This window comes from Desulforamulus ruminis DSM 2154, from assembly GCF_000215085.1.
In the GTDB taxonomy this organism is placed as follows: domain Bacteria; phylum Bacillota; class Desulfotomaculia; order Desulfotomaculales; family Desulfotomaculaceae; genus Desulfotomaculum; species Desulfotomaculum ruminis.
In genome coordinates this window covers 955100-975377 of the sequence record NC_015589.1, presented here as the reverse complement: position 1 = coordinate 975377, position 20278 = coordinate 955100, and the positions used below count along the sequence as shown (strand labels likewise).

The 20278-nt window shown below is 48.1% G+C and carries 22 protein-coding genes and 1 tRNA gene; 4 read left to right on the top strand and 19 right to left on the bottom strand.

Annotated features, from left to right (window positions below; all coding sequences use genetic code 11):
* Nucleotides 1-191: 191 nt before the first annotated feature.
* From DESRU_RS19760 to DESRU_RS04805, 3 genes are all read left to right on the top strand, one after another.
* On the top strand, nt 192-1025 hold the full coding sequence (locus tag DESRU_RS19760) for a hypothetical protein (RefSeq protein ID WP_013840991.1): 834 nt from the start codon (nt 192-194) through the stop codon (nt 1023-1025).
* A gap of 80 nt (nt 1026-1105) precedes the next feature.
* Complete coding sequence (locus tag DESRU_RS04810; RefSeq protein ID WP_013840990.1) at nt 1106-1774, top strand: response regulator transcription factor; 669 nt, start codon at nt 1106-1108, stop codon at nt 1772-1774.
* Nucleotides 1771-3093 (top strand): sensor histidine kinase, encoded by a 1323-nt coding sequence (locus tag DESRU_RS04805; protein WP_013840989.1) that lies wholly within the window; start codon nt 1771-1773, stop codon nt 3091-3093. Before DESRU_RS04810 ends, DESRU_RS04805 begins: the two co-directional genes overlap by 4 nt.
* A gap of 54 nt (nt 3094-3147) precedes the next feature.
* Here the strand turns inward: DESRU_RS04805 and DESRU_RS04800 are convergent, their stop codons facing one another.
* Genes DESRU_RS04800 through DESRU_RS04780 form a run of 5 tightly spaced genes read right to left on the bottom strand, consistent with a single transcriptional unit; the run spans nt 3148 to nt 8080 of the window.
* Nucleotides 3148-4299: a TolC family protein gene (locus DESRU_RS04800; protein ID WP_013840988.1), complete on the bottom strand. Its 1152-nt coding sequence runs from the start codon at nt 4297-4299 to the stop codon at nt 3148-3150.
* A gap of 13 nt (nt 4300-4312) precedes the next feature.
* Complete coding sequence (locus tag DESRU_RS04795; RefSeq protein ID WP_013840987.1) at nt 4313-5500, bottom strand: ABC transporter permease; 1188 nt, start codon at nt 5498-5500, stop codon at nt 4313-4315.
* A gap of 4 nt (nt 5501-5504) precedes the next feature.
* Nucleotides 5505-6785, bottom strand: a complete 1281-nt coding sequence (locus DESRU_RS04790; protein WP_013840986.1) for an efflux RND transporter periplasmic adaptor subunit — start codon at nt 6783-6785, stop codon at nt 5505-5507.
* Nucleotides 6772-7461, bottom strand: coding sequence for an ABC transporter ATP-binding protein (locus tag DESRU_RS04785; protein WP_013840985.1), 690 nt, complete (start codon nt 7459-7461; stop codon nt 6772-6774). Before DESRU_RS04785 ends, DESRU_RS04790 begins: the two co-directional genes overlap by 14 nt.
* A 1-nt stretch (nt 7462) precedes the next feature.
* On the bottom strand, nt 7463-8080 hold the full coding sequence (locus tag DESRU_RS04780; protein ID WP_013840984.1) for a hypothetical protein: 618 nt from the start codon (nt 8078-8080) through the stop codon (nt 7463-7465).
* A gap of 173 nt (nt 8081-8253) precedes the next feature.
* Between DESRU_RS04780 and DESRU_RS21730 the strand changes: the two genes are divergently transcribed.
* Nucleotides 8254-8436, top strand: a complete 183-nt coding sequence (locus DESRU_RS21730) for a putative immunity protein (protein ID WP_419763404.1) — start codon at nt 8254-8256, stop codon at nt 8434-8436.
* A 368-nt stretch (nt 8437-8804) separates the two neighbouring features.
* Here DESRU_RS21730 and DESRU_RS04775 read toward each other — a convergent pair whose 3' ends face one another.
* The 14 genes from DESRU_RS04775 to glmS all read right to left on the bottom strand — a co-directional run bounded on the left by DESRU_RS04775 (nt 8805) and on the right by glmS (nt 19976).
* Nucleotides 8805-9242: a DUF3788 domain-containing protein gene (locus DESRU_RS04775; RefSeq protein ID WP_013840983.1), complete on the bottom strand. Its 438-nt coding sequence runs from the start codon at nt 9240-9242 to the stop codon at nt 8805-8807.
* Nucleotides 9243-9476: 234 nt separating this feature from the next.
* On the bottom strand, nt 9477-9695 hold the full coding sequence (locus DESRU_RS04770; RefSeq protein ID WP_013840982.1) for a hypothetical protein: 219 nt from the start codon (nt 9693-9695) through the stop codon (nt 9477-9479).
* Nucleotides 9696-9815: 120 nt separating this feature from the next.
* Nucleotides 9816-9889 (bottom strand) — tRNA-Gly (locus DESRU_RS04765).
* A gap of 100 nt (nt 9890-9989) precedes the next feature.
* Nucleotides 9990-10478, bottom strand: a complete 489-nt coding sequence (locus tag DESRU_RS04760) for a metallophosphoesterase (RefSeq protein WP_013840981.1) — start codon at nt 10476-10478, stop codon at nt 9990-9992.
* Between the two features lie 2 nt (nt 10479-10480).
* On the bottom strand, nt 10481-11086 hold the full coding sequence (locus DESRU_RS04755) for an XTP/dITP diphosphatase (RefSeq protein WP_041275301.1): 606 nt from the start codon (nt 11084-11086) through the stop codon (nt 10481-10483).
* Between the two features lie 3 nt (nt 11087-11089).
* Nucleotides 11090-11836, bottom strand: coding sequence for a ribonuclease PH (gene rph, locus DESRU_RS04750; protein WP_013840979.1), 747 nt, complete (start codon nt 11834-11836; stop codon nt 11090-11092).
* Between the two features lie 11 nt (nt 11837-11847).
* Nucleotides 11848-12813, bottom strand: a complete 966-nt coding sequence (locus DESRU_RS04745) for an alanine-tRNA synthetase second additional domain-containing protein (protein ID WP_013840978.1) — start codon at nt 12811-12813, stop codon at nt 11848-11850.
* Nucleotides 12814-12824: 11 nt separating this feature from the next.
* Complete coding sequence (locus tag DESRU_RS04740; RefSeq protein WP_013840977.1) at nt 12825-13586, bottom strand: MBL fold metallo-hydrolase; 762 nt, start codon at nt 13584-13586, stop codon at nt 12825-12827.
* A gap of 52 nt (nt 13587-13638) precedes the next feature.
* A complete protein-coding gene (locus DESRU_RS04735; RefSeq protein WP_013840976.1) occupies nt 13639-14391 on the bottom strand; it encodes an acyl-CoA dehydratase activase in 753 nt (250 codons plus the stop codon).
* A gap of 9 nt (nt 14392-14400) precedes the next feature.
* Nucleotides 14401-15378 carry a 2-hydroxyacyl-CoA dehydratase family protein gene (locus DESRU_RS04730; RefSeq protein WP_041275300.1) on the bottom strand — a complete coding sequence of 326 codons (978 nt, stop codon included), beginning with the start codon at nt 15376-15378 and terminating at the stop codon, nt 14401-14403.
* A 7-nt stretch (nt 15379-15385) separates the two neighbouring features.
* On the bottom strand, nt 15386-16633 hold the full coding sequence (locus tag DESRU_RS04725) for a methylaspartate ammonia-lyase (protein ID WP_013840974.1): 1248 nt from the start codon (nt 16631-16633) through the stop codon (nt 15386-15388).
* A 30-nt stretch (nt 16634-16663) separates the two neighbouring features.
* Nucleotides 16664-18115 carry a methylaspartate mutase subunit E gene (locus DESRU_RS04720; protein WP_013840973.1) on the bottom strand — a complete coding sequence of 484 codons (1452 nt, stop codon included), beginning with the start codon at nt 18113-18115 and terminating at the stop codon, nt 16664-16666.
* A 5-nt stretch (nt 18116-18120) separates the two neighbouring features.
* The gene (glmL, locus tag DESRU_RS04715; RefSeq protein ID WP_013840972.1) at nt 18121-19530 is read right to left on the bottom strand and encodes a methylaspartate mutase accessory protein GlmL; all 1410 of its coding nucleotides are present in this window, start codon (nt 19528-19530) and stop codon (nt 18121-18123) included.
* An 11-nt stretch (nt 19531-19541) separates the two neighbouring features.
* Complete coding sequence (gene glmS / locus DESRU_RS04710; RefSeq protein ID WP_013840971.1) at nt 19542-19976, bottom strand: methylaspartate mutase subunit S; 435 nt, start codon at nt 19974-19976, stop codon at nt 19542-19544.
* Between the last annotated feature and the right edge of the window lie 302 nt (nt 19977-20278).

The window sequence follows — 20278 nt, the reverse complement described above, 5'->3', positions numbered from 1 at the left end:
TTAAAATTTTTTTAATTTTTTTACAATAACTTTTAAGTTATCTAATAATTCATTCTTCTTACTTTCTAGATGTTAGCGCAAATTCCCTTTCTTATATTTCATAATTTCCCACAATTTCTTGATAATTGTTCCGTATTCTACTTGTACATTGTAAAGGGAATCACTTAATCTTTTTTAAGGAGGACATGATCATGAATAACTGGAAAATCAAAGTATTATCCACTGCTTTGGCTTTGTCCCTGGTGGCACCGATTGCTTCTTTTGCCGCGGATGAAAGCACCACGGGAGATACATCCGTCAAAAAAGGATTTGCCTTTCACCAGCGCAATGCCCAATCTCAATCTAAAATGCTGGAACTGGTCAGCAAATATACACCGGAGAGTTTAAGTGATTGGCAGAACGCTCTTACGGAACAGGAACAACTGCTTAAGGAGCTGAGAGAAAAAGCCCCTGTAAATGGAAAAGAACAAAAACCTGAACTTTCCGATGAAACCAAGACCAAAATGCAGGCGTTAAGAGAAGCTGAAAAGAACGGGGAAATTACTGCCGAAGAAGCAGTGGAGCAATTAAAGGCCCTGGGCATTCAGTTTAAAGGAAACCATAAATCCGGCAAACAACTTTCTGATGAGGACAAGGCTAAAATACAAGCCATTAAAGAAAATGAAAAGAACGGGGAGATTACTGCCGAAGAGGCTCGGGAGCAGTTAAAGGCCTTGGGTATTCAGTTTGGTTTCCGTAATCCGGGAAAACAGCTTTCCGATGAAGACAAGGCTAAAATGCAGGCCATTAAAGAAAGCGAGAAGAACGGGGAGATTACTGCCGAAGAGGCTCGGGAGCAGTTAAAAGCCCAGGGTCTTAATATAAAAGGCAACTTTGCTCCAAAGGATAATCTGAGGTCTCAATTGGCCGAGGCTGTAAATTCCAACGATGAAGCGAAAATTCAGGAGCTGCTGCCCCAGCTCTTAAACCACTTAAAAGAAAGAAATCAACAGCTTTCCCAAAAGATTTCAGAAAACAATCAGTAGTAAAGGGCCAGACTCTCTGATGAGGGTCTGGCTTTTTGGTATAATAGAACAATACGGATAAAACCAAAGGAGGTTTGGCAGTGTTTCGGATTTATCTGGTGGAGGATGAAAAAAATTTAAATCAAATTTTAACCTCCTATTTAGAAAAAGAGGGCTGGGAGATCCGATCTTTTACAGAGGGTGAACCGGCCTTGCAGGCGGTAAAGGAACGGCCCAACCTCTGGATTTTGGATATCATGCTTCCGGACATCGACGGTTATCAGGTATTGCGGAAGATCAAAGAAGATACTCCGGAAGTACCGGTTATTTTCATCTCGGCCCGGGATGCCGATATTGACCGCATCATTGGCTTGGAAATGGGCAGTGACGATTACCTGGCCAAACCCTTCCTGCCCCGGGAACTGGTCATCCGTACACACCGGTTATTGGAACGGGTATACACATCAACAGAACCGGTAAAACCCGTTATAAATTTACATCCTTATCTCCTGGACGATGGTAAACGTGAAATTCGCCAAGGGTCGAATATTATTGAGCTGACAACCAAAGAATACGATTTGGCTTTATTGTTTGCTAAACATAAAGGACAGGCCTTATCCCGGGATCAGATCATTAATTTTGTTTGGGGAGAAAATTATGTGGGTACGGATCGGTCGGTAGATGACCTGATTCGCCGGATAAGAAAAAAACTGCCTCACCTTCGCATTGAAACCATTTATGGTTTTGGCTATAGGATGATTGCTCAATGAAAAACCTATCGTTAACGGTTAAAATTTGGCTGGCTCTCTCTTTGGTTAGCTTTCTGTTTTACCTGGTGGTATTATTTCTCATGCCCTCTTTAGTCCGCAATCTTTTTACCAATACTTTAATGGAACCTCATGGACCGCCGCCGCAAAAAACCATTGGCGAACCGCTGCCTCCGACCCTTAATATACGGGGATTTAAGGTTCGCAGTTTTATGATGCTGGAGGACGGTACAACCCTTCCGACCGCCGCCCAGCAAACTTTTTCACCAGCCTTTCTGCAGGAGATAAGAAGAAACACCCTCTCTCAGAAATCATCCAGACAATTGTATGAGAGCATAGATAATCAGGTCAATATTCGTTATGTTATCCAAAAAAACGTGGTTTACGGACATCCTCTCTATCAAATTACCTTCTTAGGTAAATCGGAGGAAGACCGTTTTGTCAGTATTTTGTTATTCCAGGTAATGTTCTACGCGGGCATTGCCCTAATGATTGGCTGGCTTGCCTCTCTGTTAATTGTACGTTATCTGACGAAACCTCTGGTTCAAATTAAACAGCATGTAAAGCGGATTGCCAACCGCAACTGGCATGAACCTCTTATGGTAAAGCAAGAAGATGAAATCGGGCAGTTAGCCAATTCCATTGAGACCATGCGCCAGCAACTTGTTCAGCAGGATGAGGCCCAGCAATCCATGCTGCAAAATATTTCCCACGAATTAAAAACACCGGTCATGGTTATCCGCAGTTACGCCCAGGCTATCCAGGACGGCGTCTATCCCAAGGGGGATTTGGCCGGCAGCATTCAAGTCATTGATGAGGAAGGGGAGCGCCTGGAAAAATTGGTTAAGCAATTGCTTTATCTGACCCGTTTGGACTACCTGGCCACCCGGAAATCCGTTCAGGAACAGGTTCCACTGGACCAGTTGATAGAAAAAATTGCTCAGCGTTTCCAGCTTCAACGCCCGGAAATAACCTGGCAGTTGGAGTTGCAGCCGGTAAACATGAATGGAGATGAGGATACCCTGCGGGTTATGGTTGAAAACCTGCTGGATAATCACCTGCGGCATGCCGCTTCACGCCTGGAGATTGCTCTCCGTGTAAATAGGGAAAAAAGAGAAATAACCCTTACCTTCTGGAACGACGGTTCCAAGATAGAACCTTATGTTTTAAACCAATTGTTCCAGCCCTTTCAGAAAGGCTTGGAAGGAAAACACGGGCTGGGCTTAACCATTGTTTATCGCATCGTGAAAATGTACCGGGGGCAAATTAGTTTAATCAATGAAAGAAAAGGAGTCACTTCCACCGTTACCTTCTCTCTATGAACAAATAAAAACAAGCCTTTTGCCTGAGTGGTAGAAGGCTTGTTTCTAATTTTGTTAAGTTAAAATACCCTCTTCAGCCAATTGTAAAGTCCGTTGAGCTAAAAAGAGAGCGTTTCCCGCTGATACTTTCTTATTTTTTAGATTCAGATAGTTTTGTTCACTTTCCATAAGGGCTAATTTGGAAATCTGGCCCAACTCAAATCTTTTTTTATCCCAGTCGTAGGATCTCTGGGCATTTTGGTAGTTGGTTAAAGAGATTTGATAGTCTTCCTGTTTTGATTTAACATCCGCGATTAGATTATTGATAGTATCGTTTAAATTTTTCTTTTCGTCCTCCAACTGCAGCTCTTTCTCTTTGATTTCCTGTCGAAGTATTAAGGATTGGTAATAATCGTCTTCATCATCCAGATCGTCTTCCAGATCATTAATGTCTCTTTTTAGTTGGCTTAGAAGATTGTAAGCATAGGTTGCACTGGATAATAACTGATTATATTCCGGTATTTCAACGGTGGTAGAAACCTCAACGGGAACAAGTTCTAATTCATCATCATAGCCTCTTCCCATCATATCGTTCAACTGTCCCTTTTTTGTTTTGATCTGGTTCGTTTGTTCAATAATGCTTTTATTTACACTGTTTACCTCCACAGCCAGCTCGTTCGCTGTTAATAAATTACTGCTGCCCAAGGCCAATTTTTGTCTTTCTATATTTAATAAGTATTGTTTAATCTCATACTCTTTATTTAAGGCAAGTAAGGATTCTTCCTGATTTAAAATGGTTGTGTAAAGTTCCTCAATAATGTATACCAGTTGTGTCCGATAGTTTTTTTCTTCCTTGACGGAATCATTATAGTTATTTTCAGCATCATCAATGCTGCCGGAGGATGCTTCTACTTTTTCATACTGGGACTCCAGTTGGTCCCATATACTTTCTGAGTCGCCTTCATCCGACTCCAAACTTTTACCTATACTGTTATATCGATCCAAAATTGTATTGTATTCATATTCTGTTTGTTGTTTTTGGTACTTTGCTTTATCTTTACTAATCTCATATTTCTTTAAGCTTCTGCTGTTTTCGTAGGCCAGGGCCTTGGCCTGCTCCAGGGTTATAACATTATTCTCTGGGCTGGCATTATCTTCAGCGGCATAGCCAACGGAAGAAACACTTAAGGCCAGCAGCATACTGAGCAGCAGGATAAATTTTTTCATCGGCAGCTCCTTTCTATTCATATCGCAATGCCTCAAGGGGGCTTAGATCCGCCGCTTTCCAAGCCGGATAAAAGCCAAAGAATACCCCGGTGAATACGGAAAAGGTTAACCCTAATAAGACTCCGCTTACCGAGGGAAGGGCCGGAAGCTGAAAATACCGTAAAACCGGCATGGACAGGAATCCCATGGCCACGCCAATAACCCCCCCTACTAAACTGATAATCACCGCTTCAATCAAAAACTGATTTAATATCTCCCGCTTCTTCGCTCCGATGGCTTTTAGGGTTCCAATTTCTTTGGTTCGCTCCTTCACCGTTACAAACATGACGTTCATAATTCCGATTCCGCTGACGATTAAAACGACTACCGCCACAGCCAGTAAAAGCATAGACATGGTTTTTGCCGATTCCTGGGCAGCAGCCAGTCGGCTTCCCGCATCCATGATGCGGAATTGTTCCGCTCCGCCTCCCCGGTGCGTTTCATTGAGAATATTGGTAATGTCTTCAATGGCGGACTGAACGGTTTCTAAGTCTGTAGCCTGGGCCATAATGGTCGGGTTTGCCCTGGTACCCAATAAATATCGTTCTCCAACGGAATAGGGTACAAAGGCCGCGTCATCATAACTGTTGCCTGAACCGGAATCCCCCACCCGGTTATAGATGCCGATAACCTCAAACTTCCGGTTGCTGATATTAATGCTTTGTCCCAATATCTCAGAAGGATTACCTTCTGTCAGTGTGTTTGCCAGCTCCGCCCCGATGACAACACACCGATTTTTTTTCGTTTCATCCTCTTCTTCAATAACTTTGCCCACCTGGGCCGTTAGGTTATTGCTTTCCTGAAACTCCGGTTGGATGGCAATAAATCCACTGCTGACAGAAATACCGTTATAATTGATATCTCCGTTGCCTCTCAACAGGGGAAAAGCCTGGGCAATATTTTCACTCTCCAGAAACAACTGCGCATCCTGCTTTGTTAACGGGTCTGCCACCCGCCCCCGCATGGCAGGCATCACCATAATGCTTCCTACATTTAACTTGGAGTATTGTTCATTTACCTGGGCCTCTCCACCCTTGCCGATGGCTACCACCAGAAAGATGGTGGCCGTGCCCACAATAACCCCCAGAGTGGTTAAAAAGGTTCGCATTTTATTTTGAGTGATATTCGTTAAAACCAGTTTGAGTAATTGTTTTAACTTCAAAATATCACCTGCTTCTCTGAATAAAGACTTCATTGGAGGTCGACGCCGGCATCCCGGACTGAGTGGACGTTCTGCCGGAACTGGTTGTTGTCTTAGGAGTAACCGCCCTTGGATAGACCACCGTCTCGTTTACCCTAAGACCCTCCAAGATTTCTACACTGGTGCCGTCGGTGAATCCGGCTTTTACCTGCCTCTGCACCTGTTGGCCCTTTCCATCAAGCACTGTGACAACCTGCTTGCCATTGACCATTTTCACCGCCTTGTAAGGTACTGTTAAACAATCCTTCACCTCTTTAAGAACAAAGGAAACGGAAGCGGTCATCCCATCCTTCAGCTCCGGCCCCGGATCATCAATATCAATCTCTACGGAGTAATTTACCAGCCCGCTGGAGTCTTCTGCAGCCAAAGCATTTACTTTGCTCACCTTGCCGGTAAATTTTTTGTCCGGTATCGCCTCTACCGTTACATAAACTTTTTGCCCTACTTTAATTTGTCCGATATCATACTCAATGACCTTTGTGGTGGCTTTAACAGCATTGTTTTCATGGATGGTTGCAAAGTCATCTTCATCGATTAGACTTTCCCCGGCTTTATTGGCTAACCCCAGGATAACGCCGGAAACCGGGGCATATAAAATGGTATCCTCTAAATCTTCTTTGGCCATATCAACCTGTAACTGATCCTGGCTAATTCCCTTGCTTTTATCCAATTCATACTTCTTTAACAGGTTTTTATATTCCACTTCCTTATTTTCTAATTCCAGCTTCTTCATTTTGAGCTCATTGGCTGAATAGGCCTCGGAGATGGTTTCCATTTCTTTGTACTCATCCCGCAGCTTTTCCAATTCCGTTTCGGTACTTTTAATGGATAACTCACGGTCCAATAAACTGGTGGTATCCTGATCCTGAGCATCCTGCAGTTTGGCTAAAGCCAGTTGGTACTGATCCTGGTAGTCTCGGTCATCCAATCTGGCAATAATATCCCCCTTTTTCACCGTATCGCCTTCGGACACCAATATTTCTGCAATGGTACCCCGAACGCCAAATCGTAGGGTAACTTTAGAAAATTCTATGTTTCCATCGGAATCCAAGCCAATAACAATATCTTCTCTTTTCACCTGGGCTTCTTCATATTGGACTTGCGCAATGGCATCCTTATTCTGCTTTTGAAACCAAAAGGCCGCTCCACCGACTAAAATAACAGCCAGCAGCAAAACCATTCCCAGGCGCCTTTTGGTCTTAAATCCAGTAAATGCCTTTAATCCCCAGTCTTTAATGATTTTCATAGATCTTACCATCCCGTATATAAACTATTTTGTCCACCTGCTCCGCCACTTCGGTATCGTGGGTAATAATCAGGATTGTATTTCCCTGCGCATTAAGTTCTTTAAAAATTCTCATGGCATCCTCACTGGATTTACTGTCCAAATTTCCGGTGGGTTCATCGGCTAATAACAATTGGGGATTGCCAATAATGGCCCTGGCAATGGCTACCCTTTGCTGCTGTCCACCGGATAACTCATTGGGGCGGTGATGAAGTCTGGCTTCCAGCCCTAACAGCGTTAGTTTCTCCCGGGCCAGCCCTAGAGCCTCTTCTTCCTTGACCCCCCGGTAGAGCAACGGCAGCATAACGTTTTGAACGGCGGTTAATCGGGGCAATAGATTGAACTTCTGAAAGATAAAACCGATTTTTATATTGCGAATTTCAGCCAGCTCGTTTTCCGAAGCCTTCAATACATCCAAGCCATCTAAGGAGTACTGTCCGGAACTGGGTAGATCCAAACACCCCAGGATGTTCATTAAAGTGGATTTCCCTGAACCGGAGGGGCCTAAAATGGCCATGAAATCTCCTTTAAACACCTGTAGGCTTACATCATCCAGCACTTTCAGTTCTTCAGAACCGTTTTGATAAATTTTAACCAATTGTTGAGCGTCTATAACACATTTTGCAGCATGTTCCATGTTATCGGTTACCACCCATACCCGGCGGGGGACCACCCATGCCGCCCATGCCTCCCGGCCCATTTGCGCCGCCACCGGCTCCATTACTGCCTGTGCCTTGCCGGTTGCCGGTTTGTCCACCGCCTCCGGTTACCTGAACAAAGGAAATAGCGCCATCCTGTTCCCAGATCCTTAAAATGGCATCCTTCTTAACGCCGGTTAAGCCTACGTCGCTGACCTCAGCGCTCCCCCTTTGCATGGTTACGATGGGAACTCCTACCGGTATAATAAAGGTCTTGGTCTCTTCCGTAAAATTCATGGCAAAGCCTCGATTGCCGGCCCGCTGATTGGGTTGACTGCTTTCTTCCGTTTGAGGCTGCTTGGTTGCTTCTTCCTTTGGCGCTTCTTCATTTTGAGGAGCTTGAGCTATGTATACCGTTACTTCATTGCCAATAATTTCTTTTACCTTGCCCATTAGGGTTGGCCTTCCCTCGGGCATCGTTATTTTTTCACTCCCATCCGCTGTACTGCTATTCTCTTGCGGCGTCTTTTGGGCTGTCTCTGCGGTATTGCTGCAGCCAACAACAAGGGTTGAAATAAAAATAAACAGCAACACCCGGATTAAATTAGGAAACTTCATGCTTTCACCTCATTGAAATTTCTTTGCCAAATGGGGTATGGAGATGGGTCCCTACTCTTTTGTTTTAACTGTTTACCTAGAAAAATGTATAATAAAAATACGGAAAAATTATCAAGAGATTATGGGAAATTGTGAAAAGCACTTTCAAAACGAAAATAGCACCATAGCACCCTATTCACAACCATGCGGCACACAACGCTGCCACTGCGGTAGAGGGTGATTATGCCGCCCAAGCTGCCGCGCGTGCTGCCGGACACGCAGCCGCCACAGTGCATGTTGAAACACATGCATTTAGGTTTAGTGTTTTATGGGCTTACAGCATTTGTTTACGCTTCAGACTCCAACGAGACAAATGATCGTATAAAAAAGAATTGAAATGGTTCTATGACCGCCTCATTTATTGGGAAGCCAATATTGACAAGTTAGACACAAGATGGGCATCGTTTTTAATGAGAGATGACCTTCCAAATAAAGAGTTGCTATTAAGATAAAAGGCAGAGTTGAAGCAAAAAAAATATAATCTGGGAGATTGCAGCGTAGCCTTCGAGCAGGAAAATTAAGGTCGAAAAACAAAAAGCGCTAGCCGAGGGATTACCCTGACTGGCGCTTCAATGTCAATATAGAGGGAAGATTTTTTACCTCGTGGAGCAAAATTGAGAAAAATGATACTTTGATACTTCGGGAGGTCGTGGGGTGAGCCCGAAAATCCCTATATTTACACGACCTACGATATAAATCTGTTTGGCTTCACCCGCAAGCCGATTAGTTTCTTTACATCGTGCAGAATGTCTGCCTTCGTAACATTGACCATCATCCATTTGCCGCCAAGAGAAAATTCCGTTTGTTGATAGAGATTTTGGGTGTATTGGCTGCACAACGGTATCAACAAATCGGCTTCGGCCATTTCTTTTGCTCCAATGACCACCAGCGCGATAAAATAGCCTTGCATTGGATAGAGCGTGCATAGCGATTTGCCGCCTTTGCGGTATTTGATATTCCAGCCCTTTTGTGCAGAGCACTTGCTATATGTGACGTTAGGCCGTATGTTATAGGCTTCTTGTAGGTATAAATTTAGTTCATGCCATAAGTCATTGCCTATAAACTCACTGATATTATCGTATGAGGGCTTATGATTGGCGTCGTATCGTTCGCTCCATTTCATGCCATTTCCTCCAATAGCAAACTATTTGATTGCGTTAATTATCTGAAATTTGCATGGGAATAGGAATTATCCATAGAGTATTATACCATGTATAATGATTAGGCGCAGACACAAGAAAGCCACCTGTCTTGGTGGCTTTTCTTGTGTCAAAGTTTGTTCTTTTTTGAAACAATAGTAGGAAAAACTTTGCGGATTTATCCGACATTTCCTGCAATCTGCCCGATAAATTGGAATTTAGATTTCATTTTTCATTTTTATTCTTATCCATTCAATCAAAAGAGAAACAAGGAAGCAAATAACATAGGAAATCACGAAATACAGTAGTGTCTGTTCTAACATAGGAGGATATGTATCGTTATAGCGTTCAGAAAAAAGAATTCGAGGTAAAACAATACCACCAATCGTTACACCTATACTAACTCCTAGTGCGGATTTTAAAGCCTTTTTAACCATAAGATTTTACCTCTTCAAATTCCCGTTTGTCTTTGTCATTAGCGATCTTTTCCACCGTAATACCATACTTCTTCACATAAAAAAAGACATTAAATTCCCTTGGTGGGAAGTATGTCTTTCTGGAGCGGGTGATGGGAATCGAACCCACGTACCCGGCTTGGAAGGCCGGTGCTCTACCATTGAGCTACACCCGCTTGGTATCAAATCAATTTGTGAACGAGTATTATTATATCAAACTCATCAAAAAAGTCAACAGCAATCTTTTATGTCCAAGGCAGCAAAATTCCTTTGCTGCTAAGGGAAAAAATAATCCACTAAATAAATTTGACCTTGAATCTTTTCCCCCTCGATCTCCAGCACCCCCACCGATGCCCTTTCTTCCCCCCGGGGATAGGCCGGACTGCCGGGATTCATCAGGATAATTCCGTCCTCGCACCGGTATTCGGCCACATGGGTGTGGCCATAAATGGCCACACTGGCGCCCAATATTTTAGCCCGCTGCAAAATGGCGTCGGCATCCCGTTTCACCCCGTAACGATGGCCATGGGTCATAAAAATTTTGTGGCCCTCCACCTCCAACAATTCATCGTAGGGACCCTCACCTGGAAAATCGCAGTTTCCGATGACACCCCGGGCCGGTATTTCAAGCATATAGGCCAAATTATCACCATCCCGGTAATGATCGCCGGCATGCAAAATCAGGTCCACATGGCCCAGTTGTCCTATCACGTGCTGGACTGCGCCCAATCGCCCATGAGTATCGGAAACGACTAATATTCTCAAGGTTACCCCTCCCGGCTGAGACTAAGGTGCTTAAGGACTTCCACCGCCTTGCTTAAAGCCCGGCCCCTGTGGCTGATGGCGTTCTTCTGGTTCATATCTATTTCAGCAAAGGTCTGTTTATACTGGGAAATGTAAAACAGGGGATCGTAGCCGAAGCCCCCTTTGCCCTTTAATTCCTGTAGTATCCGCCCTTCACAGGAACCCTCCGCCGTATGAATCCGACCCCCGGGTTCGGCAATGGCGATCACACATTTAAAACGAGCCGTGCGTTTTTCTGGGGGGACCCCTTCCAGCAATTTTAAAAGCTTTCGGTTATTGGCCGCATCATCCGTGGGCTCTCCTGCAAATCGTGCCGAATAAACACCGGGGGCACCCTTCAGGGCGTCCACCTCCAGACCGGAGTCGTCCGCCAGGGACATTTGTCCGGTAAATTCAGCCGCCGCTCTCGCCTTTTTAACGGCATTGGCCATAAAGGTATCTCCGTCTTCTTCCACTTCTACAAAACCAGGGTACTCTCCAATGGGAACCACCTGGAACCCCAGAGGCTGAAGCATAGCCGCCAGTTCCTCCACTTTGCCCCGGTTATTGGTTGCCAAAACCAACTTCAATCCTTACACCTGCCCTATCCTAGAAGTTATTTCCTGACCCAGCACCTGCTTTTGCAGATAAATTAGTTCCTCGATGCCGGCGGTGGCCAGATCCAGCAGCAGGTTCATATCCTCCCTGGAAAAGGTGGCTTCCTCACCGGTTCCCTGAAGTTCCACAAAACGTCCGGAACCGGTCATCACTACATTCATGTCTACTTCTGCCGCTGAATCCTCGGTGTAACAGAGATCCAGCACCGGCATTCCATCAACCATGCCCACACTGGTGGCAGCGATGAAATCTCGAACAGGTATTTTTTCTAGCATACCTTGATCCACCAGTTTATTCAAGGCCAAAATCATGGCCACGTAGGCTCCGGTAATGGAGGCTGTGCGGGTTCCCCCATCCGCCTGGATCACATCGCAATCCAGGGTCAGCATCCGCTCACCCAATTGTTCCAAATCAACCACCGAGCGCAGAGCACGACCGATTAAGCGCTGAATTTCCATGGTACGGCCACCCAGTTTGCCTTTGGCCGATTCACGGACCGTACGTGTGCCCGTAGCCCTGGGCAGCATGGCATATTCCGCCGTTACCCAACCCTTTCCCGCACCCCTTAAGAAAGGAGGCACCTTCTCCTCAATGGTAGCGGTACAAATCACCCTGGTATCTCCAATCTCAATCAGTACCGAACCCTCGGCATATTTGTTATAGTGGGTTGTCATTTGGACAGGCCGGATCTGCCCGGAGTTTCTTCCGTCAACTCTTTTCATGAATAACCTCCTTATGATATTCCTTTGGAACGATTGCGGGCACGTCGCATAAGCTGGAATTGATCCGGGGGGGTTAACGGGCTGCCTCCCTCCACCGGTCCCACCAGACCCACCATGACATACAGCTCCTGGATGGGGTCCCACTTGAATTCCTTTACCAGCCGGAAATTTTTAACCTCACTGGTTCTTTTAACATGAAGCCGGGGTCCCGTACAGGGATAGGCAAATTCCCCAACCTTAATATGCGTCTCGTCATTGTAGTAAATACAAATATCTTTATCAATAATTTCCTGAACTCTTTCCTCCAAGGCTTTTAAGTCAATTTGGGGCTGCTCGTCAAACTCCAGGACAAAGCCGTGTTTTATATCGCTATGAACCTTTGGCTTTTTCATGCCAAACTCCCTGGTCAACACCAGACTGGTAATATCCTCGGCCGTATGAGCCATTTTCCGGTAGATCAGCGACTCATAGACAATATCCGCGATCTCCTGGGGTTCCGGACCAAAAATATTGGGACGGGTTACAATGACCTCCTCACCAATGCCAAGAAGGATTTGGGCATTCATCTTTAACATGGGGTAGAGCAGGTCAAAATGCTCCACAATCACCCGGCGGTCCTTTCTAATGGCTTCCTGAACCGCCTCCACAATGGTCCAGGGCTGGGTAAAAGCCATTTCAAAGCGCATATCCAGATGATAGGTCCGGCTGCGGAAGTGCTTGCGGTCGAAATCGTCCAGCAGGGGCAGCGGGCGCACATTAATGCCATCGTCGTCATTGGTCAGTTCCAATCCTGGAAACATGCCGCGGATTAACAGGGATTTACCCGCCCCGGCATCCCCGATAAAACCAATCAAATGATCATCCGGGCTCAAGTAGCGGTGAGCCAGACTGCCTCCCAAAGCCAACAGGCGGTATCTCCCCCTGGGGGCAAAGTAAACCGCATGCATTAAATATTCATGAATGATTGAAACCGGCATCTGCTTCCCCCCTACAGTTGGATAGTGGCCCCTTCCCGGGCCACTTCAACGGCTTGCCCAAAGCCCGCCTCGGCCTGTTGCTGAAGCTCACTTAAGGAATATTCCGGATAAAAGTGGGTAATCATTAATGTCTTTGCACCGGCCCTTTGAGCCAGTTGCCCGGCCTGCCGGGCGGTCAGGTGATTTTCCTTTAAATAATCCGCATCCTTATCCTGTCCGCTGGCCTCGCAAAGAAACAAATCCGCCCCTTGCGCCAAATGGATTAATTCCGGATTATAAGCGGTATCGCCGGAATAAACCAGTTTCTTTTTGCCTTCAATGGACATGCTGAAAACCGGCAGATTGTGCTTGCCGGGAACAAATACCACCTTAAAACCGGCAATCTCTGCCGTCCCGGGTTCCGGTAGATCTTCAATGATCTGGACCACAAAGGCCTTGTTGAAGCCTTTGATTCTGTCAAAATCCTCCGCCGGGCCGGTGGGCAGATACAGGGGAATCCGTCGCTGCATCCTGCCTTCCCGGTTGGCCGCCTCAATGGCGTGACGCAGGCTGTATATATCCATAATGTGGTCCGGGTGAAGGTGACTGAGAATCACGGCGTCCAGTTCCTCCAGGTCAATATGCTGCAGCAGCCTGGCCAAAATACCGTTCCCGGCTTCAATTAAAAGATTTCGTCCTGCTTCCTGCAGCAGATAGCCGGAACAAGCTCCGCTGACCCTGGGATAGGGCGCCCAGCAGCCCAAAACAGTTAATTTTATTGGTATCACCTCCATTAGCCAGCGGCCCTGTGTCAGCCTTCAGCTTTCATAATGTCTCACTAAAATGTTACCGGGCATAGGCGCAGCAACCGATAGCTCCATTGTGCTGAGGATGCCGGGGTACAATCACGGGGACCTTCATTTCCTCTTCAATCATCCGCACAAGTGCTCGGTTATGGGCAACCCCGCCTGTAAAAACAATGGTATCCGTCAGCAGTTTGGTTAGCATGGGTTTGATTCGTTTAAAAATCGTATAATTCACTCCCGCCGCCAGGGCGGAAACCGGGTGCCCTTCCACCACCTTGCCAATCAGCTCGGTCTCGCCAAAAATAGCACAGGTAGAATTTAAATCCACGGGATTTTGATAGTGGCGGGACAGTTCTTCCATATTAATATTCAGCACCACCGCCATATTCTCCAAATAGCGCCCGGTGCTGGCAGCGCACTTGTCGTTGGTTTGAAAATCCATCATTTTTCCCCGGGAAACCAGCACCACCTTACTGTCCTGCCCTCCCAGGTCCAACAGAGTAAATTCTTCCAGTCCGGTCTGATGGATGGCTCCCAGAACATGAGCCTTAATTTCAGGAATAATCTCCGCCCCTTTAAGGTGCAGGGTCTGCCGGCCATAACCGGTAGCCACAATTTTTTCCGGCTCACCCAGCCCTAGGGCAGCAAAGTCAACTTCCAACTGTCCTTGGCCGCCCTGACCATGTTGGCGATAAAAAGATACCGTGTCAAACCGGTGCAGGATCAGATTTCCGTCCTCCGACATCAGGGCAATTTTAACATTGCGGCTGCCCAGGTCAATTCCACAGAGCATGATGATTGATCACCTCAATATATCTAAAAAAGCATCCAGACGCATCTTTGTACGGGCGTCCAGTTTATTGGGTTTATCCCCTTCCAGGGTCAGGATGGGATATTTTAACTTCTTGCGCACAATCAGGTCTTCAATTTGACGGTAGCAAAAACTCTGAGCGTAATGAATAATACCATGCACTTGCCTTTGCTTCAACTCCTGCTCAATATCCTCAAGACGATAAAAGATCCCGTAAGGGTAACTGTACCTTCGGTACTGCTCCACCAAGTCCTCCATTTGAAAAGGCATGGTAAATTGCCTCTGGGTTTCGTTGAAGACCACCCTGGCCCCCCGTTCCTCCAAATAATCATACAGGTCGTCCATGATCGGTGGAACACCGATATAAGCCAGACGAAGGGGCGTTTTAAGGGATTCTCTGCCCGGCAGTTGCGCCAGAAAGTCATCCACCTTTTTTTCAAATTGTTCAGGATTTCCTTCAAAATCGCTGCAGGAAACCTGAAACAAGTGATTGTCCCACCCACGGACCCGGTCTTCTTGCCAGGTCAGGCGATCCAGCTCATGTACTTTCCGCCGGACCCGGTCCAGCCTGGCTTTGGCCCGGTAAACCTCTTCCCAGGTAGTCCCCAGGGCGGTCATCAGTTTTTCCATCTGTAACCGCAGCAGATCATAATCCCGGTCAAAGGGAAAGGCAAAGGGGATCACCCGGACTCCCGCCATCTCCAGGGTTTCCATCAGAGCGTGGGTATTGCTGCAGTCTCCCTGGGTCACCGCGATGATGGTTTTTATATCGTCACTCTGCAGGGTAATGGTGTACAATCCCTTGATCCAGGCGCAGAGATTCCTGGGATAGCCGGCTATCTCCGCCTCTTCCACCAATCCCTGAGGATTGGCATGGGTAATAAACACATTATTTAAATCCACGGGAACCGCTCCGGCCGCGTAAACAACCTCCACCGGAATGGTTGTGGTCATACCAACCTTTTGCATAACTTTTTTAAATAACCCCCTTGACTTTCAATAGAGCCAGGGTGCGGCTCATTTCATTGAAGGTGATCATGAGGCCCTCGTCCACACCCATGCCGGGTTTGGCCAGCATTTGGTCGGGCTGGGTGGCAATACCCACATGCACGCAGACCCGGGCCGAGCGGTCGGTTTCATTACAGGTGCCGCCCAAGTAAGCGCCGGTACCCCTTGATCTGGCGTATAAAACCGCTTCAATGGTGTTGTTGATGCCCCCCAGGTCCGGGGTTTTAATCTGTACCATATCCCCTGCCTTCGCGTCTACAAACTCCCGAATATCCTCCAGGGTGTTGCACCATTCATCCGCCACCACAGCCACCGCAATCCCTCTCTTTTCCAGCAGCCGGCACAGTCCGGCCAGAGCCTCAATCTGGGCAGGTTTGTTGCCCCGGTCCATGGGCCCCTCAATGCGAAGCTTCAGGGGAGCGGCCGCCTTCTCCAGACGACCCAGATAGTCTGCCATTTGTTCCAGGTCTTCATCAAAGGCCTGGCCGATGGTGCCGTACACATCAATATGCAAAACCGGCCGGTAATCCGCTCCTCCCAACTGCCCGGCCCGGTTCTTCAGCCAGCTTACATACTCCAACAGTTTCTCCCCGCGGCACCCCAATTTTTCCCTTACATTGTTAATTAAACCGTGGGGCAGCACATCCGCCCCTTTTATAATGGCCTTATCCGCATTGGAGTAGCGGTCATCCCCGGTCTGACAGAAGAGAGGAACCGGCCGGTTTACCAGCGGGCAGTGATACTCCCTGGCCACGATTTCCGCCATGGTGCAGCCCGCAGACCGGGCCGCCGCATCCAGCAGCGCCTGGGTAATGCCGTAGCGCAAGGCCGTATGAAAAAAGCTGCCGTCGGCATGGCGCAGCTTGTCAAACTCCTCCGCCAACCGTCGAAAACCGCTGACCGTACGCCCAATTAATCTGGGAAAAACCTCTTCTTCCAAAACCGGGATAAAATCTGCCGCCAGAAACAGCGGGTCCCGTCCCCCGGCCCCGGAATACTGCACGGCGGCACAGTCCCCGTAGGCTACCGCACCGTTATCCAACAACAGCATAACCGAGATGGACTCTCCTCTCTGCCTTACAGCGGAGAAACCGGCCGTGGCCGGTTCACCCAAAAGTGCAAAACCGTCCCGCTCCCGGCCCAGTTTAATGGCCTTCTGATCATCAAAGTAAAAGCCGGTTAATCCCGGCGAAACAACCGCACCTATAATTTTCAAAAGCCAAACCTCCCGGATATTTCCGCTCAATTAGCGGGGTTTTCCTACCAGCATACCCTTTCCAATGGCATAAATATCATCCACAACCATCTGAAAACTGGGGTCCCTGCCTTCCGTTTTTCCCCTTTGAACAATTTTTTCCCGGTGGATCTCTTTAATCTCTTCTCCGAAGGGCAGGTTTCCAAAATCCAATAACCTTACGGCCCCCTGATGGTCTCTGGCGGGCAGCAGACGTCCGGCATTAAACCGGCTGGGTGCAAAGGGAACATCAATGGTTCCGGCCTGGAAGGCCCGGATGATGCCCTGGGCAACATCCCCCTCACCAAACTCTAAAATCTTTTCCAAAATGGCCCTGGTCTCCGCCTTAATCAGATCTTTTTCTTCCATCAGTTCCTTGGATTCCACCAAAGGCTGGTCCTTAAGCATATTGAGCACCTGTTTGGTGGTGCGAATTCCCGCGGCATTGGCTTCTTTGGTGGGAATACCCAAGGCCTCGTGGGGGGTCTTAACAATGACTTTGGTGGCTTTGGCCAGAACCGCCGTGGCCGCGCCCCAGCCGATGACCCCAAAGGCCTTGCTTTCATCCTGAGGGAACCCGCCCATCCATTGATGAAAGACCGTTGTAATCACCGCATTATTGTATCCGAAACGGCTCAGATATTCTCCGGCCAGTTCTTCTAACGAACGCACCGCCGCCACATCCTGAAGCAGGTTGCCGCACTGACCGTAACCAAGGGTTAGGCTTTTTACTCCTTGCTCTGCGGCCAGCAGGGCCTCGACAATGGCAATGCTGTGTGAAATGCACGGCGGCACCAGCGTTCCGGTCAGGGGGCCAAAGGGTTCCCGGTTAATGGAAACACCCTGTTCCTCATAATATCCCACCAGACGATCCACATATTGCCAGTCTCGAATGGAGCGCTCCAAAGGAACCTCCTTGGCATAAGGAATATTGTAGGATATGCCGCCGCCTTCATAGGCCGTAAAACCACCGGCCAGGGTAATTTCAGCCAACAGTCTGGCGTCCGGGGTGCCATGACGTACCTGAAGGGGCAGTTTTACGGATTCCACCACTTGCCGGCAAGCCGTCACCCCGTGATTTACCGCCGGAAAACCGTTTAACATCGAGCGTCCCACGGACCGGCTTTCTTCGATCCCAACCTGCGCTTCGTTGTAACGGTTTTGCCGGGTGTAGCTGTCAATGGTGGTGGGAAGCAGGTCGGCTTCCCCCTGATCCGCCAAATACTGCAGCAGCTCGCTATGCTCATGCACCAGAGCCACCCCTGCCCTGGGCTGAGCCAAGGTGATCCGCTCCTTCTTGGCTTCCTCCATCTTTTCCGCAAAGCGGCGCTGGGCCGGTATCCGGGATTGATACTGAATGGCCTCGGCCAAATCAACCTCTTGCCCCGTGGGCCAGGCTTTCAATACCTCCCTGCGGATTTCCAAAAACTGATTCCAATCAAGTTTTTTATTGGCCAATGACAAGTGATTCAACTCCTTTTTGCTTCATCACTGACTTCTACTAAATACTTCTTGACCATACGCAGGGCAGCCCCGGGCTTTATTTCCGCCAAAAGCCCGGCAGCCGCCAAAATATATTTTTTATCCAGCATCATCTTTGGCCCTTGCGGGCGCAAAAAGGTAGGCTGTTCCGGTTTAAAAAAGGCTCCCTTTAAAATCGCTCCCGGTGCGGGATGATTTACAATCACCCCACCGGTGCCAACCAGGTAGGGTACCTGGGTTAAATCTTTGCCATGCTGAACATTGACTGCTCCCATGGGTGTCCATAAGGTCTCCAGGGTTCCGGCATGTCTTTCCACGGCCAGTTCGGTAGCCAGCCGGGCCATGGCTGTATCCATTTGCCACTGTTCATCGCCGGATGGCAGCGCATCGGTATGCTGATGAACAAATTCTATGTAGGAAAGAATTTTTTCTTCCGGGAAACCCGTATAACCTGCCAGTCTGCGCAGTCCGACGGATTCCAGCAGGGAGCGGGCGCTGACCCGCATGCCCAAATCCCCCTCTACCGTGCGCTTGGCATAAGGCTCCGGCAATCCTTTATAAGTAACACCGGACTTGCTTGGCAGTCCCTCGGACATGGAATAAACATCGGTGGTGGCTCCGCCGATATCCACCATCACCAGATCCCCCCAGCCCGGTTCATCATCCGTCCCCCGGGCCAACAGTTGGGCAGCATTGAGTACCGCCGCCGGAGTGGGCATTAACACACCCTGGATATAACTTTCAGCCCTTCGCCAACCCTTGGCCTCCACAATTTTTTCCAAAAAAGTACCCCGAATAGCCGTTCTAGCGGGCTGCACATTGAGCCGGTTCAGTTCCGGAAGCACATTTTCCGTAATCACCGCATCCTTCCCCGCCTGCAGCAAAATTTCCCGGGCTTCTTCCGCAGCCGATTTATTCCCGGCCACAATGACGGTCTTGCCTCCTTTGGTCTGGGCCAGCATACGGGCGTTGTGCAGGATGGTTTCCTTGTTGCCGCCGTCGGTCCCTCCGGCTAAAAGAATAATATCCGGACCGGCATGGTCGATTTGCTCGGTCTCTGCCCGGGTGAGTTGGTGGGCAAAAACGCCTAAAACTCTGGCCCCGGCCCCCAAAGCAGCCTGCCGGGCCGCCTCCACCGTCAGTTCCTTTACCAGTCCAACGGCCACCATGCGCAAACCACCGGCAGCACTGCTGCAGGCCAAACGATGCTGAAATTCCGGAAGTTTTCCCCCGAAGCAGGGCTTTATCTCCTCCAAAGCTTGCTGTAAACCCTCCAGGATATTGCTTTCCACAGTGGTCACGCCTTTGGCGGTGGCTAAAATTTCCTCCGCCTCCACATCCACCGCCGTAACCTTCGTATAGGTACTGCCAAAATCAATGAGCAGGGCCAGTTCCATACCGGTTCCCCCTAGCATTTTTGGGTAAAACCAAAATCCCTTAAAATATCGTCGATGGCCTCCTGGGGCATGGTTCCGGGAGGATAGGCCCGGTCAAAACCCATGTTGACGAACTTTTTCTCCACTTCGCTCCATTCCTGTTTCCCCACCACCAGATTGCCACCCACATACAATTTAATATGGCCAATGCCCGCCTCCACGGCTTTCCCCCGCAGCCCCCGGCAGTCGATTTCCCCATGACCGTACAGGGAGGATACCAGGATGGCATCGGCGTCGGTTTCCAGAGCCGCATTGATAAACTCCTCCTGGGAGGCCATGACTCCGATATTGATCACCTTAAAACCCGCCTCCGTCAGGGCGTATTCCAGAATACGGTTGCCCACCGCATGAACATCCGCACCAATTACTCCCAAAACCAGCGTTAGCTGCCTATCATTTTCCGCCAAAGGGCAAACCCCCTATTGTCATTGGTTTATAACATCACAGGATTTTCATTAGTTTCTCCTATTTTGGAAATTCTTCCTCCTTTTAAGCTGGAATTTATTCGACTTTTTTATACACGATCCTTTCTGTATACAAAACAAGGGGGTGATGCAAAAAGAGTCCAGAAAGTTTTTTTGCCTAGCCCCTTTTAAAAAATATAGAACACGGATTTTACAGACTTCCACGGATTTTCACGGGCTTTTAATTTATTTAAAATCCGCGCAAATCCGTATGATCGTTCAATCCGTGTTCTATTCTTATTAAC

Bases quoted from the DNA above. Each gene is read 5' to 3' on its own strand.
- rph (WP_013840979.1), bottom strand. From the start codon at position 11,836: ATGAAAAGAGTTGACGGAAGAAACTCCGGGCAGATCCGGCCTGTCCAA.
- DESRU_RS04780 (WP_013840984.1), bottom strand. From the start codon at position 8,080: ATGAAGTTTCCTAATTTAATCCGGGTGTTGCTGTTTATTTTTATTTCA.
- DESRU_RS04730 (WP_041275300.1), bottom strand. From the start codon at position 15,378: ATGCAAAAGGTTGGTATGACCACAACCATTCCGGTGGAGGTTGTTTAC.
- DESRU_RS04770 (WP_013840982.1), bottom strand. From the start codon at position 9,695: ATGGTTAAAAAGGCTTTAAAATCCGCACTAGGAGTTAGTATAGGTGTA.
- DESRU_RS04785 (WP_013840985.1), bottom strand. From the start codon at position 7,461: ATGGAACATGCTGCAAAATGTGTTATAGACGCTCAACAATTGGTTAAA.
- DESRU_RS04800 (WP_013840988.1), bottom strand. From the start codon at position 4,299: ATGAAAAAATTTATCCTGCTGCTCAGTATGCTGCTGGCCTTAAGTGTT.
- glmL (WP_013840972.1), bottom strand. From the start codon at position 19,530: ATGGAACTGGCCCTGCTCATTGATTTTGGCAGTACCTATACGAAGGTT.
- DESRU_RS04745 (WP_013840978.1), bottom strand. From the start codon at position 12,813: ATGCCGGTTTCAATCATTCATGAATATTTAATGCATGCGGTTTACTTT.
- DESRU_RS19760 (WP_013840991.1), top strand. From the start codon at position 192: ATGAATAACTGGAAAATCAAAGTATTATCCACTGCTTTGGCTTTGTCC.
- DESRU_RS04735 (WP_013840976.1), bottom strand. From the start codon at position 14,391: ATGCTCTGTGGAATTGACCTGGGCAGCCGCAATGTTAAAATTGCCCTG.
- DESRU_RS04805 (WP_013840989.1), top strand. From the start codon at position 1,771: ATGAAAAACCTATCGTTAACGGTTAAAATTTGGCTGGCTCTCTCTTTG.
- DESRU_RS04775 (WP_013840983.1), bottom strand. From the start codon at position 9,242: ATGAAATGGAGCGAACGATACGACGCCAATCATAAGCCCTCATACGAT.
- DESRU_RS04790 (WP_013840986.1), bottom strand. From the start codon at position 6,785: ATGAAAATCATTAAAGACTGGGGATTAAAGGCATTTACTGGATTTAAG.
- DESRU_RS04740 (WP_013840977.1), bottom strand. From the start codon at position 13,586: ATGGAGGTGATACCAATAAAATTAACTGTTTTGGGCTGCTGGGCGCCC.